We start from the raw sequence: 14,313 nt of genomic DNA, 5'->3' as shown, positions 1-14,313 counted from the left end.
CGCCATGGCGTCCCGCCCCAGTCCCTTCCTTTCGAGGTCCTTCATGCGTCGCCCGAGGCTCGCCGTCCGTACGGCCGTGCTGTCCACCCTGCTGCTCACCGGCGCTGTGTCCGCCTGGTACTTCACGCGCCTCACCGTCGTCGCGGGCGAGGCCGCCCCGGTCGTCGTGAGCGACTCCCGCCTGCCCCTGTTCCAGTGGGCGCCGGGAGAGGAGCGCATCTATCGGTTCGCCTGGGATGACCTGCAGCGCGTGGAGCTCCCGATGCCCGTCCCGGGGGGCGCGACGTCGTCCGGCGCGGTGGAGGGCACGCTGCACCTGGAGGGCTCGCTCGCCCTGCGCGCGCTCGAGGTCCGCCCGGACGGCACGAGGGTGCGGCTGTCCCTGAAGTCCCTGGAGCGGCACGACGCGGTGCTCTCGGGGCAGCAGCTCTTTCCCGACGCGGCCTCCGTGGCGGCGCAGCTGCCCGAGTCCGCGTCGGCCTGGGTGGAGCTGGACGCGAAGGGCGCGCTCCTGGCGGTGCGCTTCTCGGAGTCGGAGCCCGCCATGTTCCGCCAGCTGGCGCAGACGCTCGCCGCGGAGCTGTTCCCCACCACCCTGCGCGACGCGGCCGAGTGGGACGTCGTCGAGTCCAACCAGACGGGCGAGGTCCAGGCCCGCTTCCAGTTCGACGGGGACTCCGCCCTGACGCGGCGGCGCACGCGCTACGTGACGCTGAACGCCGCGGGGAAGGACCGGCCGTTCCAGCAGGAGCTGCGCTCGCTCACCCGCTTCGAGCGCGCGCCGGATGGCCGGATGGCCGGGGTGTCCCACGACGAGTCGCTGGACGCGACGCGGACGGATGGCGCCCCGCTGATGTCGCGCCGGATGCGCCTTCGCGTGACGTTCTCCGCGCGGAGCATGGCGCCGCTGCTGGCGACGAACGAGGACAAGTCCCTCATCCGCAAGCCCGAGCAGATCGTCTTCGAGGGAGACAAGGAGACGGCGCTCCTGCGCAGCCAGGCGGACGGCATGACGGTGGACGAGGTCCTCCGCGTGCTCGCCGCCGCCACGCGCCCGGAGTCCATCCCGGAGCTGGACCGCTTCGTGCGCCGGGCCATCGCCGCGCTCAAGCTGGAGCCCGGCAGGACGCGGGAGCTCGCGGCGTCCTTCCTGCGTCCGGGCGTGAATCCGGGACTGCGTGAGCTCACCATGGACGTGCTCGCGGGCACGGGGCATGGAGAGGCCCAGGCGCTGATGCGCGAGCTGCTCCAGGCCCCCGTGGCGCGCGAGCACGAGACGTCCTACGGGCTGATGCTGCAGCGCGCGGGCTTCCTCGAGGCGCCCGAGCCGGAGACGGCCCGGATGCTGACCACGCTGCGGGAGCGGGCCCGCGCGGGCAACGACGTGGCCACCCGGCGCGCGTCCGAGTACGCGCTGGGCGGCGTGGTGTCGAAGCTCCCCTCCGGGGACCCCAACGTGGCGACCTACCTGCGCCCGCTCCAGGACTCGCTGCGCGACGCGAAGGACCCGCAGGACCGCATGCACGCGCTGCGCGCGCTGGGCAACACGCGGCAGGAGGCCGTGTTGGATGCGGCGCAGCCCTACCTGCGCGACGACTCCACCGAGGTGCGCGCCGCGGCGGCCGAGTCCCTGCGCGGCGTGCCGCAGGAGGTGGCCACACGCATGCTGCTCGACTCGCTGGTCCAGGAGCCGGAGCGGTTGGTGCAGGCGGCGCTGCTGGATGCGCTGGACGCACGCAGGCTGGACGGGGCGGACCTGGAGCGGCTGCGCGCCTGGGTCGTCTCGGGGGGGATGGTCTCCGGGGTGGAGGCCACGCTGCTCAACCTCATCACCCACCGCATCGAGGGCGGCGGCGCGCCGGTCCTCCAGATGCTCCAGGCGCTCGCGCTGCGCCCGGGCCAGCACTCCTCCACGCGCGCCCGCATCATGTCGCTGATGGCCCAGTCCTCCGCCGAGCTGGGGGGCTGAGTCCCGACGCGGCCTTCACTTCACTCCCACAACACCTCCGAGAACCTCATGACACGCATCCTCAACGGGCTGGGCCTGGTGGTCCTGCTCGGCCTCATCCTGGCGCCAGTCGCCCACGCGGACATCGTGGACGACGTGTGGCGCGGCACGAATGTCCGCCTCAACGCCGCGCGCATCCACGTGCGCGGCAACGACTACGCCACGGGCTACTGGCTCTTGCCCAAGTCGGCGGGCACCCTGAACCTGCACGTCCCGGCGCGCACCTTCGGCGTGAACTCCGACCTGGTGCTGAACCTGTGGGGCTCGCGCAGCGGCAACGTCATCACCTGGACCTTCGACGACACGCTGCCCTCGCCGTACTACCTGGGCGACGCCAACAGCGTCACGCGCGTGCGCGGCACGCTCAAGGCCTTCGCCCGCCAGGTGCGCGGCGCGGATGACCCCTACTGCGAGAGCGCTTCGTGTCCGCACAACGTCGAGCTGGTGCTGACGGGGGGCAGCCAGGTCTGGGTGGACGGCTACACGGACATCGTCTTCAAGTTCTACTGGACGGAGCCGGTGCAGGTGCGTCAGTTCGTCGCCTACGCGGGCGTGCCGCGTCCGCGCCTGGCGGCGCTCCGGGTGCTGACGTCCACCAACCGCTGCCCCTCCTCGAGTGCCACGGAGCTGTCGGGTGAGGTCGTCCTGAGCAGCCCCGCGCCCGCGGGCGGAACGCTGGTGGAGCTCTTCAGTGTGGACGCGAGCGTCGGGGTCCTCAACGTGCGCGTGCCCGAGGCCCAGCGCACCGCGCGCTTCGCCATCCGGCTGCCCCCACATTGGGGCGGGCCCACCGTCATCCAGGGCTCCTCGGGCGGCATGCTCCAGTCGCAGCGGGTCGCCCTCAACCGGTGCGTCACCCAGGTGTTCGACTTCAACCGGTGGCGTCAGCTCCCGGAGGTGGCGATTGCCCGCCTCATCACCAACGAGGGCGCGGTCATCGGCCGTCTGGCGAACGACGAATCGGACAGCCTCATCACGAGCAGGTCCACCGTGCAGTCGCTGCGCGAGGCGCTCGGCGTGGACCGCGTCGACGTGAAGGCCGTCAGCGCGAGCGGAGACCTGTTCGGCACCGCGTACTCGTACAAGGGCCTGTCCGCGTTCCGGATGAAGGCGAACGAGGTGAAGGCGGGCGCGCAGCTGTGGGTCGACGGTTACGAGGCCCTGGTGGGCAACGCGCACGGCACGCCGCTGGTGCGCTGGCCCGATGACAAGGACGTCGTCTACGTCGTCGACGAGGTCGGCCCCGCGAAGCGCGAGGCGCTGACGGGGCTCGGCTCGGGGCGCCTGTTCTTCAACGCGCTGGGTGAGTCGGCGGCCGTGGTGCAGACGCAGAGCGGCCCTCGCGCGGCGCTCATCGCCGGCAAGGAGCGTCACATCCTCCTGGAGCTGGAGGCGGACATCGCCGCGCTCAACGACGTGGGCACGGTGCTGGGCACCGCGCGCGTCTCCGGCAAGCACAGCCAGCCCTTCCGGTGGACCCGCGAGAAGGGCGGCGAGCTGCTGCCCCTGCCGGAGGGCGCGCTGTCCGCGAGGGCGGGGGGGCTCAACACCAGCAACTGGGTGGTGGGGACGGCCACGGCGGAGGACAAGTCCCAGCGCGCGTTCATCACCCCGCCGGACGGGGAGAAGAGCTACCCGCTCTCCGAGCTCGCGCCCGAGGAGCTGGAGAAGGCGGGCCTGCGCATCGTGGAGGCCCTGTCCATCTCCGACAACCTCGAGGTGTTGGTCCGCGCCGTGAATGGCGACGGCAAGTCCGTGCACCTGGTGCTCAGTCCGTGAGCGGCGCGGAGCCGGTGCACCCCATGTCCTTCCAAGCAACGAGGAACCCCATCGTGAACCTGAACTCGCCCCTGAGGGGGCTCCTGATGCTGTGCATGGTCGTCATGGCGGGCTGCGGAAGCTGCCAGAGCGGCAACTCCGGATGCGACCCCAGTCAGTATGGAACCAACGGCTGCGCGTGCCGGACGGACTCCGCGAGCTGTGACACGGGCCTGGCCTGCAACAGCGGCACGTGCGTGCCGTGCGGCGGCGAGGGGCAGGATTGCTGTGTCGCCGCCTCCGCCACGTACTGCGGTGGCTCGCTGATGTGCGTGATGGAGTCGGGCGGGGAGAACTGCCGCAACTGCGGCGACGTCGGCGAGGCGTGCTGCAACTCGTCGGGCAGCCAGGTCTGCAACGCCAGCAGCAACTGCGTGGGCGGGACGTGCCAGTCGATTGCCGCCACCGCGTGTGACGCGGGCGGGACGGTGTTCTCCCTGGGCATCCAGAGCAAGCAGTTCTGCGCGGTGCGCGTCGTGGAGGTGCGCGCGACGTCGGCGCAGAAGGCGATGGAGTGTGCCACCGCCAGCGCGCTGTTCGACCCGATGATGGAGGTGCTCACCGACACGCCCAACCTCCCCATCCAGGACATCGAGGTCTGCGTGGAGACGGCGGCGGAGGGCCGGCGCACCACCACCGTCCGGGCCTTCGGCGAGTTCGAGGCCCAGCGCTGCGCGCGCTTCACACGCTGCGGGAACGACGGCTGCCTCTCCGTCCGGCTGGGGGCCTGCCGGTAGCGTGCGAAGGAGAACTGGAGCGAGGCCGCCTTGGGGGGCGACCTCGCTCCCACGGGCCGCGGCGAGGGGCATCGAAGGCCCTCGTCGTGGCCGTGGTTTCAAGGGCTCAGGGCTTGCCCAGCAGCTCCAGCGCGGACGTCGTCAGCGCGGTGACACCCGTGCGCAGCGTGCGCTCGCGGTCCGGGATGAAGCCGGAGGAGTGCAGGGACGGGAGCGGCTCACCCCCTGAGCGGGCCTGGAGGAAGCGCTGCGGCTCCACCGCGCCCAGCCACAGGAGCGCGGCGGGGACTCCGGCGCGGCCGTACTCGGAGAAGTCCTCGCCGCCCATGACGGGCTGGGCCTCTCCGACGTTCTTCTCGCCGAGCACGCGCACCACGGCCTCGGTGAGGCGGCGGGTGAGGGCCGGGTCGTTGTAGGTGGCGGGCGTGCCCTCGGTGACGTCGACCCTGGGCGGCCGCGTGGCGCCGGAGGCCAGGGCCTCCGCCTTGGCGATGCGCTCGATGCCCGCCAGGAGCGCCTTGCGGACCTCGGGCTTGTAGGAGCGCACGGTGAGCTGCAGGCGCACGTCGTCCGGGATGATGTTGTGCTTGGTGCCGCCGTGGATGGAGCCCACCGTCACCACCGCGGGCTCCAGCGGGTGCTTCTCCCGGCTGACCAGCGTCTGGAGCGCGAGCACCGTGCGCGCGGCCATCAGGATGGGGTCCACCGTCGTGTGCGGGTACGCGCCGTGTCCGCCCTTGCCGAAGAGCGTGATGTCCACCGAGTCCACGTGGGCCATGGCGTAGCCGGACACGTACTCCACGCGGCCCGCGGGCGCCGCGGTGGTGTTGTGCAGCGCCACCGCGAAGTCGGGTTTGGGGAAGCGCTTGAAGAGTCCATCCGCGAGCATCTTGCGCGCGCCGGCCCCAATCTCCTCCGCGGGCTGGCCCACCATCATCAGCGTGCCCTTCCACTGGTCCTTCTTGCGCGAAAGCAGCGTCGCCGTGCCCATCCACACCGTCATGTGCACGTCATGCCCGCAGGCATGCATCACCGGCACCGTCTGCCCGTCGCCGCCCTTCACCTGCACCTTGCTGGCGTAGGGCAGGCCCGTCTTCTCCTCCATGGGCAGCGCGTCCAGGTCCGTGCGCAGCATGACGGTGGGCCCGGGGCCGTTGCGCAAGAGCGCCACCACGCCCGTGCCGCCGACGCCCGTGGTGACGTCGAAGCCCAGCTTGCGCAGGCGCTCGGCCAGCTTCGCGGCGGTCTTCTCCTCCTGGAAGGACAGCTCGGGGTGCTGGTGCAGGTCGCGGTACAGCGCGTCCAGGTCCGGATAGAGGCCGTCGAGTCCCCCCAGCACGGGGGACGGCTGCGCACGTGCGGCGGACGCGGTCAGCAGGACGACGAGCACGGCCAGCAGGGAAGGGCGGTTCACCAGGAGGTCTCCGGTCCGTTTCGAGGGCCGGGCTACTACAGCACATCGCGCGAGGCCCCGGCGTCCACGCCCCTTGGTCGCCGGGTCATCCCGGACGCACCGACGCGAGTCGCGCCCGCTCCACGTCCGGCGCGAAGCCCGTGCCGCGCAGGAAGTCGAACCAGCGCTCCAGCACCGTCTCCACCGGCGGCAGCTCCACGCCCATCCGCCGGGCCATCGCGAGTGCGGGCTCCACGGGGTAGCGGGCGGTGTCGAGGAAGTCGAGTGACTCGGTGGCCGCGCCCAGCAGCCGCTCGGGCAGCCAGCGCACCCACGACACGGGCAGTGACAGGCGAGGCGCGCGTCGGCCCGAGCGTCGCGCGGTCCAGCGAATCAGCTCGTGGAACGTGGGCGAGCCCGGGTCCATCAGCGTGTACTCCTGCCCCGCGGCCTCCGGAACCTCCACCACGCCCGCCATGAAGCGCGCCACCGTGTCCACCGCGACCACGGGGACGAAGGTGTCCTTCGAGCCCAGGAGGACGGGCATCTTCCCGGCGTGGACGTGGGCCACGGTGTCGCCGAGCCCCAGGCTCTGCACCGTCGCCCCGGTGCGACTGTCTCCGATGACGGAGGACGGGTGCACGGTGGTGATGGGGACGCCCAAGCTCCCGGCGGTCTCCACCGCCACCTGGTGGGACAGCGCCTTGGAGGCCTCATAGGCGCCGGAGTCCTCGAAGCTCAGCGGGGGGGCGGGGACGATTCGCCCCGAGGCGTCGAGCCGCGGTCCGATGCGATAGCCCCCCACGAGCACGAGCCGGCGCAGCGCGGGCAGCTTCGAGGCCAGCTCCACCACGGCGCGGGTCCCCTCCACGTTGGTGCGCTGGGCCTCCTCGGGCGACAGGTGCCAGGCGAAGCGCGCGCCCAGCTGGAACACGTCCCGCACGCCCTGGAGGGCTTGGGTGCCCGCTGGCGTGAGCCCCAGGCCCGGCGCGTCCAGGTCTCCTTCGAGGAACACGAGCCGCTCGGGTGCGCCTCCGAGCGCCGCCACCCAGTCCCGGTAGGGCTGGCTGCGTCCCTGGGCGTTGCGAGCGAGCACGGCGACGTGTCGCCCGCGCCGCGTCAGCTCCGGCACGAGCCAGCGCCCCAGCAATCCCGTGGCGCCGATGACGAGCGAGTCCGGTGACGAATCCTTCATGATGACGACCTCTGTATCTAGACCAGTCTACATATTCTGGAGTCGCGCCGACGCGGCCCATCCGCGCACGGCGTGGGCCGCGCTCAGTCGAGTGAGAGCAGGCGCTCCAGTTCCTTGGAGAGCTCCTCGACGGGAGCCCGGCTGCGGTGGGCGCGCATGAGCAGCAGCGCGCCCTCGATGGAGGAGAGCACCAGGGCGGCGCGACGGCGCGACTCGGCGGCCGTGAGTCCCTCGGTCCGGAGCCGCTCGGTGAGCAGCTGCTGCCAGGACTGGAGCGCCTCGGCGGCGGCGGCGCGCACCGGCTCCGGCGTGGCGCCGGAGGACAGCACCACGGCGGACACGGGGCAGCCCTTCTCGAAGCCGGAGGCCTCCGCGCGGTCCGCCAGCTGCGCGAGCGCGCGACGCAGCCCGGTGACGAGGCCCTTGGATGAGGCGAGGTGCTCACCGAGCAGCCGCGTCACCTCCGCGGACGAGGCCTGGAGGGCTTCGATGGCGAGCTGCTCCTTGCCCCCCGGGAAGTGGAAGTAGAGCGAGCCCCGAGGCGCCTTGCCGGCCTCGAGCAGCTCGTTGATGCCCGCGCCGGCGTACCCCGAGCGCTCCAGCATCTCCGCCGCGGCGGCAATCATCCGCCGACGAGTGTCCTCTCCCTTGCTCACGACCGGATGAATATACCGGTCGTCATATTCTGTCGAGCCCTTCGACGCCGGGGCTCAGCGGCGGCCCTTGCCCAGGCGGGCGATGAAGAGCACGTGGCGGGGGCCCTTGGTGCCGTGGGCGTGGGGGTGGAGGACCTCCACGGTGAAGCCGCACTTCTCCAGGCGCCGCTCGAAGCCAGGGGCGGGGCCCGCGCTCCAGACGCCGAGCGTGCCCCCGGAGCGCAGGGCGCGCGCCGCGTTGGACAGACCAGGCAAGCCGTAGAGGCCCTGGTTGTCGGGGTGGGTGAGCGCGGTGGGCCCGTTGTCCACGTCGAGCAGGATGGTGTCGAACGTCTGCGGGTTGCGGGCCATGACGCGGCTGACGTCGGCCTCGACCACGGAGACGCGCTTGTCCTCCAGCGGCGCGCGGGCGAGGGGCGACAGGTGGGGCCCACGGTTCCAGGCGACGACGGTGGAGAGCAGCTCCGCCACGGTGACCTGGACCCCCGGGCCCACGGCGTCCAGCACGGCGCGCACGGTGTAGCCGAAGCCGAGTCCACCGACGAGCACCCGTCCGGTGCCTCGGCTCGCCAGCTCCTCACAGCCGGCCTTCGCGAGCGCCTCCTCGGAGCCGTGCATACGGCTGGACATCAGCGTCTGTCCGCGCACGCGCAGGACGAGCTCGTCCCCTCGGCGGACCAGGGTGAGCTCCCCCACGTCCGGGACATTGGCGCTCTCGAGTGTCTCCCAGGGCTTCATGCGCCCGGCTCATCGCCCGGAGCGGGCCTGGGGTCAAGCACTCCGCGCGGCACGCCCGGCCCTCGTGCCTCTGCCTGTGTGCAATGCCCTGTCCCGTCCTCATCCATATCCCCGCGAGGGCGCCAGGTCGCGGCGTCCCACCGGAGGAGGCATCCAGGCCATGAACGAGCGCGAGGCTTACCTGCAGAAGATGGACGCCGAGAAGCAGCGCATCGACGCGCGAATCGCGGAGGTCGAGGCACAGGCCGACATCCGTCAGGCACAGGACGAGGTAAAGGAGCTGAGGGGCGTGAAGCAGCGCCGCGAGGCGTTCCATCGCAAGCTGGAGGAGCTGCGCCAGCGCGGCACCGAGGACTTCGAGCGGGGCAAGCAGGAGCTGCTGCGCGCCTGCGACGACACCCGCAAGTCGCTCGACGACGCGGAGGAGCAGGCGGGCCAGCGCCGCGCGGCCTACGAGCGCAAGCGCGAGGCGGAGCTGCGGCAGTTGGGGGCCCAGTTCGACGGGTACGAGGCGGACATCTCCCGCTCCCGCGCGGAGGACTCGCTGCTCACGAAGGAGGAGCTGCGCTTCCTGCGCTCGTCGTTGTCCAGCACGGGTGAGTCGCTGCGGCGATTGATGAAGGCCCGGGGCGGCGAGTGGGCGAGGCTGCGGGGGGAGTACGAGGCGTCCTGGCGCGAGCTCGTCGAGAACTCGCGCAAGATTCGCGCGGACAGCCCCGATGTGTCGCAGACCCCGCCGTCCCCGTCCTGAGCTCGCGAGGGAACCCAGGACGTCCCATGCGGGTGGAGGACGTGCGCCGGCGTGACGCGGCCCTCATGGCGCGACACCCGGCGCATCCTGTCGGCACTGGAGACGGGCACGGTACATTCCGAGTCTCCCCCGGAGGCATCGAATGGGCGTGTTCGTCGAGCCGTCACAGTCCTCGCGCGAGTCCACCTCCGCGTCCTCGGCGGGAGGTGGCGCCATGGAGGGGGGCTCGTCGCGCACGAAGTCGCTGGGCGCGCTCCAGCAGGCGCTGGACTCCTCCCCGAGGGTGGTGGCGCAGGCGAAGCAGGCGCAGACGCTCCAGCGCCGTGCCTCGCCGCGCAACGACACGGGCCTTCCGGACTCGCTGAAGTCCGGCGTCGAGTCCCTGTCCGGCATGTCGCTGGACGACGTGCGCGTGCACTACAACTCCTCCGCGCCCGCGCAGCTCCAGGCCCTGGCCTACACGCAGGGCTCGGACATCCACGTGGCGCCGGGCCAGGAGAAGCACCTGGCCCACGAGGCGTGGCACGTCGTGCAGCAGAAGCAGGGACGCGTGCGGCCCACGGCCGAGTTGCAGGGCGCCGCGCTCAACGATGACGCGGGCCTGGAGCACGAGGCCGACGCCATGTCCGCGCGGGCCGCGAGGCTCCCGGCGGAGTCCACGCATGACGTCGCGACCGCGCAGCTCAAGGCGGCTCCGAGCACCGGGGCCGGGGCGAGCCTCCCCATCCAGCGGGTCGCGGTGCAGCTTGGCGCGAGTGCCGCGGGGCGCATCAACCAGGTAAACGTGGGCGGGCGCGCCGGCTCGTTGTGGCCCACGGAGCGCCACCACACCACGCCGTGGCAGACGTACCTCGACACCCTCGACCGCGCCCTGCTCGGCCGGACGCCTGCCACCGCCATCAACAACATGAACACCCTGGACAACCACCTGCACCAGCTACCGGGCTGGGACCTGGTCGACAGCCTCACGGACGACAGGCAGGAAGCCCTCCGGGAGGAGATCGACCTGCTGGCCGCCCATCGCGATGCCGCCAACAACGCGGCTCCAGGGACGATGGCCCAGGGATTCTCGCTCCAGGCGTATGTCCAGCAGTGGCTGGTCGTCCGCAGCAAGCTCCCCCTGTCTCAAGCCAACTTCGGAGGCGGCGCGGGCAATGTCGCGAACGACGCCGCCGTCGCCCGAGCGGGTAACGCGGCCGATGGTGGTGGCGTCACCAACGACGAACTCCGGGACGCGCTGTTCAGCCTCTTCGACTTCGATACCGTCCAGAACCTGCATACGAACGAGGACGGAGAGAACGACGAGGGCGAGTACGCCGCCCTGGGGCTCGACCCCGACCAGACGAACGAGAACCTGGACGAGCTGCGCGCCATGCTCTTCGAGCAGCACGCCCGCTCCGTCCGGTTGGCCTATCCGGTGGCCTTCGGAAGGCTCTACGCGAACGTCGACGCGATGGTGGCCGCCATGGAGGCGCACTGGGGCGTCGGCGACGAGTCCGAGGCCGAGGAGTCGGAGGACTCCGAGATGACGGAGACCTCCGACTCCGATTGAGCCCCATCCATGAAGAAGCCCCCCGCCCATCCACGAAGGACGGGGCAGGGGGCTCCGAGTGCTTCCGCGGCCGTGTCTACGCCGTGCGCTTCACGTTCTTCGACGCGTCCACCAGCACCTTGGCGAAGGTGAGCCCGTTGGGGCCCGCGTCGGCCTGGATGGTGTCGCCCGGCGCGAAGTCGCCGTTGAGGACCTTGATGGCGAGCGGGTCCAGCAGGTTCTTCTGCACGGCGCGCTTGAGCGGACGGGCGCCGTACGTCGGGTCGTACCCGCGCTCCGCGAGCAGCTCCCGGGCCGCGTCCGTCAGCTCCAGCGTGAGGCGCTTGTCCGCCAGCAGCTTGCCCAGCTTCGCCAGCTGCAGGTCGACGATGCGGTAGATGTCCTTCTTGCGCAGCGGCTCGAAGATGACGATTTCGTCCACGCGGTTGAGGAACTCCGGACGGAAGTGCGCGCGCAGCGCGTCCAGCACCTCGTCGCGCGTCTTCTCGTCCAGCTCGTCCTTGCCCGCCATGCCCGCCTGGATGTCCGCGGAGCCCAGGTTGGACGTCATGATGAGCACCGCGTTCTTGAAGTCCACCGTGCGGCCCTGGCTGTCCGTCAGCCGGCCCTCGTCGAGAATCTGGAGCAGGATGTTGAAGACATCCGGGTGCGCCTTCTCGATCTCGTCGAAGAGCACCACGGTGTACGGCCGGCGGCGCACCGCCTCCGTGAGCTGTCCGCCCTCCTCGTAACCGACGTAGCCCGGGGGCGCGCCGACGAGCCGCGCCACCGCGTGCTTCTCCATGTACTCGGACATGTCGATGCGGACCATGGCCGAGTCATCGTCGAAGAGGAACTCCGCCAGCGCCTTGGCCGTCTCCGTCTTGCCCACGCCCGTGGGGCCCAGGAAGATGAACGAGCCGATGGGCCGGTTGGGGTCCTGCAACCCGCTGCGCGCCCGGCGCACGGCGTTGGACACGGCCTCGATCGGGCTCCTCTGGCCAATCACCCGGTTCGCCAGCCGCTCCTCCATGTGGACCAGCTTCTGGACCTCGCCCTCCATCAGCCGGGAGACGGGGATGCCCGTCCACTTGGCCACCACGGACGCGATGTCCTCCGAGTCCACCTCCTCCTTGAGGAACTTGTGGTTCTTCTGCAGCTCCATGAGCTTGGTGTTCTGCGTCTGGAGCTCCTTCTCCAGGGACGGCAGCACGCCGAACTTCAGCTCCGCGGCGCGGTTCAAATCACCCTGGCGCTCGGCCGCGAGCTGGTCGTTCTTCACCTTCTCCAGCTTCTCCTTCAGCGTCCGGATGCCGGCGATGGCGCCCTTCTCCGCGTCCCAGTGCGCCTTGAGCCCGTCGAAGCGCTCGCGCAGGTTGGCCAGCTCCCGCTCGATGGTGGCCAGACGCTCCTGCGAGTGCAGGTCCGTCTCCTTGCGCAGGCCCTCCTTCTCGATCTGGAGCTGCGTCATCTTCCGGCGCATGTCGTCCAGCTCGGTGGGCATGGAGTCGATTTCGATGCGCAGGCGGCTGCCGGCCTCGTCGACCAGGTCGATGGCCTTGTCCGGCAGGAAGCGGTCCGCGATGTAGCGGTGGCTGAGCGTGGCGGCGGCCACCAGCGCGCTGTCCTGGATGCGCACGCCGTGGTGCACCTCGTAGCGCTCCTTGAGGCCACGCAGGATGCTGATGGTGTCGTGCACGCTGGGCTCGCCCACGTACACGGGCTGGAAGCGGCGCTCCAGCGCGGCGTCCTTCTCGATGTGCTTGCGGTACTCGTCCAGCGTCGTCGCGCCGATGCAGTGCAGCTCGCCGCGCGACAGCGCCGGCTTGAGCATGTTGCCCGCGTCCATCGCGCCCTCGGCCTTGCCCGCGCCGACAATCGTGTGGATTTCGTCGATGAAGAGGATGACCTGGCCCGCGGAGTCGGAGACCTCCTTGAGCACCGCCTTGAGCCGCTCCTCGAACTCACCGCGGTACTTGGCGCCCGCCACCATGGCGCCCAGGTCCAGCGTGATGAGCTGCTTGTTCTTCAGGCCCTCCGGCACGTCGCCGTCGACGATGCGCCGCGCCAGGCCCTCCGCGATGGCCGTCTTGCCCACGCCCGGCTCGCCGATGAGCACCGGGTTGTTCTTGCTGCGCCGGCTGAGCACCTGGACACAGCGGCGGATCTCCTCGTCGCGGCCGATGACCGGATCCAACTTGCCCGCGCGCGCCGCCTCCGTCAGGTCGCGCCCGTACTTCTCCAGCGCCTGATACGTGGACTCCGCGTCCTGGCTCGTCACGCGGCCGGAGCCCCGGACCTCCTTGAGGCTCGACAGCACGCGCTCGCGCGTGACGCCCGAGGCCTTCATGATTTCGCCGACGGTGCCCTTGTCCTGCGTGAGCGCCAGCAGCAGGTGCTCGGAGGAGATGAACTCGTCCTTGAGCGCCTTGGCCTCGTCGTCGGCCTTGTCGAAGGTCTTCAGCAGGCGCTGGCCGAGCATCGCGCTCTCACCGCCCTGCATCCGCGGCAGCTTGCCGAGCGCCTCGCCCAGACGGGACGCGAACAGCTTCACGTCCGCGCCAATCTTGCGAAGCAGCGGGTCGACGAGGCCGTCCTTCTGACCCAACAGCGCGGCGGCCAGGTGCTCCGGCTCGTACTGGGGATTGTCGGCGCGGCGGGCCAGCGTCTGGCCCTCTTGGATGGCTTCCTGGGCCTTCACCGTGAACTTATCGAGTCGCATACACTCAACGTAAGAGTCGCGGAGGCCTTGGCAAGTTGGTGCGGTGCGTCACGAGTCGTGCTCGGGGCTGCGCCGGAAGCGGAATACTTTGGACTCCTGGTAGCGGCTGGCTTTTCGAGGTGCCTGGGTTGCCACGAGGGACGTGGCTCGGTTATAGGCGGCGCGCACCCGCGGGGGGCTGAACCTGGAAGCGCACGGCGGCTATCTCATTCGACTCGAAAGCTTCGGCGGGCTGGAGTTGCTCCGGCAGGCCCGTGAGGCGCTGCAGCTGGACGGCGCGTCGGGCGCCACCGGGCTGCAGGTGTCGGTCAACCGTCGCCGCAAGGTGGTCCGGCTGGCCTACGTGGCGCCCTTCACCCAGGGCCGGCCCGGCGCCCACTGGTACGCGGCGCACCATGCGCTGCCCCGGCTGCTGTCCCGCGCGGCCAACACCACCGTGCACGCGTACGTGTACGACCCGGACGAGGGCGAGGAGGTCATCGCCTACGGCAACGGTCGGCGCGTGGGCGGCGAGCGGGTGGTCTACGACAACGTGGACCTGCCGGAGGGCCGTCCGGAGGATTTGGACGAGGCCGCCTTCCTGCACATGCAGTCACGCTGGCCCATGGGGCACCTGGCGCACGTCTTCGGGCTGTCGCGGCAGGCGCTCCTGAAGCTGCCCGTGACGGGGCAGGTGCTGGGGCTGGAGGACTCCACCGCGGACGTGGAGGCGGTGCTGGAGTCCCTGCTGCCGGGCTCCGTGGCGCCCCACGCCCACTGAGGAA

At 71.0% G+C, this 14,313-nt stretch carries 11 protein-coding genes; 6 read left to right on the top strand and 5 right to left on the bottom strand.

Going from position 1 to position 14,313, the window contains the following annotated elements; translation table 11 throughout:
- The first annotated feature begins 43 nt into the window (after positions 1-43).
- From AC6JA9_RS29940 to AC6JA9_RS29930, 3 genes are read left to right on the top strand one after another with little or no spacing between them, the layout of a single operon-like run.
- Positions 44-1,969, top strand: coding sequence for a HEAT repeat domain-containing protein (locus AC6JA9_RS29940; protein WP_223784010.1), 1,926 nt, complete (start codon positions 44-46; stop codon positions 1,967-1,969).
- Positions 1,970-2,017: 48 nt separating this feature from the next.
- Positions 2,018-3,787 carry a hypothetical protein gene (locus AC6JA9_RS29935; RefSeq protein ID WP_426745626.1) on the top strand — a complete coding sequence of 590 codons (1,770 nt, stop codon included), beginning with the start codon at positions 2,018-2,020 and terminating at the stop codon, positions 3,785-3,787.
- A 23-nt stretch (positions 3,788-3,810) separates the two neighbouring features.
- Complete coding sequence (locus AC6JA9_RS29930) at positions 3,811-4,563, top strand: hypothetical protein (RefSeq protein WP_483578361.1); 753 nt, start codon at positions 3,811-3,813, stop codon at positions 4,561-4,563.
- 106 nt (positions 4,564-4,669) lie between these two features.
- Here the strand turns inward: AC6JA9_RS29930 and AC6JA9_RS29925 are convergent, their stop codons facing one another.
- From AC6JA9_RS29925 to AC6JA9_RS29910, 4 genes are all read right to left on the bottom strand, one after another.
- Positions 4,670-5,977, bottom strand: a complete 1,308-nt coding sequence (locus AC6JA9_RS29925) for an amidohydrolase (protein ID WP_370640300.1) — start codon at positions 5,975-5,977, stop codon at positions 4,670-4,672.
- A gap of 85 nt (positions 5,978-6,062) precedes the next feature.
- Positions 6,063-7,151, bottom strand: a complete 1,089-nt coding sequence (locus AC6JA9_RS29920) for an SDR family oxidoreductase (RefSeq protein ID WP_497958211.1) — start codon at positions 7,149-7,151, stop codon at positions 6,063-6,065.
- A gap of 83 nt (positions 7,152-7,234) precedes the next feature.
- A complete protein-coding gene (locus tag AC6JA9_RS29915) occupies positions 7,235-7,777 on the bottom strand; it encodes a TetR/AcrR family transcriptional regulator (protein WP_497958210.1) in 543 nt (180 codons plus the stop codon).
- An 84-nt stretch (positions 7,778-7,861) separates the two neighbouring features.
- Positions 7,862-8,545, bottom strand: a complete 684-nt coding sequence (locus AC6JA9_RS29910; RefSeq protein ID WP_223745545.1) for a spermidine synthase — start codon at positions 8,543-8,545, stop codon at positions 7,862-7,864.
- Positions 8,546-8,705: 160 nt separating this feature from the next.
- Here AC6JA9_RS29910 and AC6JA9_RS29905 point away from each other — a divergent pair, with 160 nt between their 5' ends.
- Together AC6JA9_RS29905 and AC6JA9_RS29900 are read left to right on the top strand one after the other, a co-directional pair.
- Entirely contained in the window at positions 8,706-9,296 is a 591-nt protein-coding gene (locus AC6JA9_RS29905) for a BAR domain-containing protein (protein WP_497958209.1), read from the top strand.
- Positions 9,297-9,438: 142 nt separating this feature from the next.
- Entirely contained in the window at positions 9,439-10,848 is a 1,410-nt protein-coding gene (locus AC6JA9_RS29900; RefSeq protein ID WP_497958208.1) for an eCIS core domain-containing protein, read from the top strand.
- A 76-nt stretch (positions 10,849-10,924) separates the two neighbouring features.
- On the opposite strand, the gene clpB is transcribed toward AC6JA9_RS29900, so the two are convergent.
- Positions 10,925-13,549, bottom strand: a complete 2,625-nt coding sequence (gene clpB, locus AC6JA9_RS29895) for an ATP-dependent chaperone ClpB (RefSeq protein WP_223745548.1) — start codon at positions 13,547-13,549, stop codon at positions 10,925-10,927.
- Between the two features lie 238 nt (positions 13,550-13,787).
- Here clpB and AC6JA9_RS29890 point away from each other — a divergent pair, with 238 nt between their 5' ends.
- Positions 13,788-14,309: a hypothetical protein gene (locus tag AC6JA9_RS29890; RefSeq protein WP_141325143.1), complete on the top strand. Its 522-nt coding sequence runs from the start codon at positions 13,788-13,790 to the stop codon at positions 14,307-14,309.
- Positions 14,310-14,313: the final 4 nt, after the last annotated feature.

The sequence above is a fragment of the Myxococcus sp. MH1 genome (assembly GCF_059738865.1).
The sequence above is the reverse complement of the archived record's forward strand: the minus strand, read 5'-3'. Positions and strand labels throughout refer to the sequence as shown.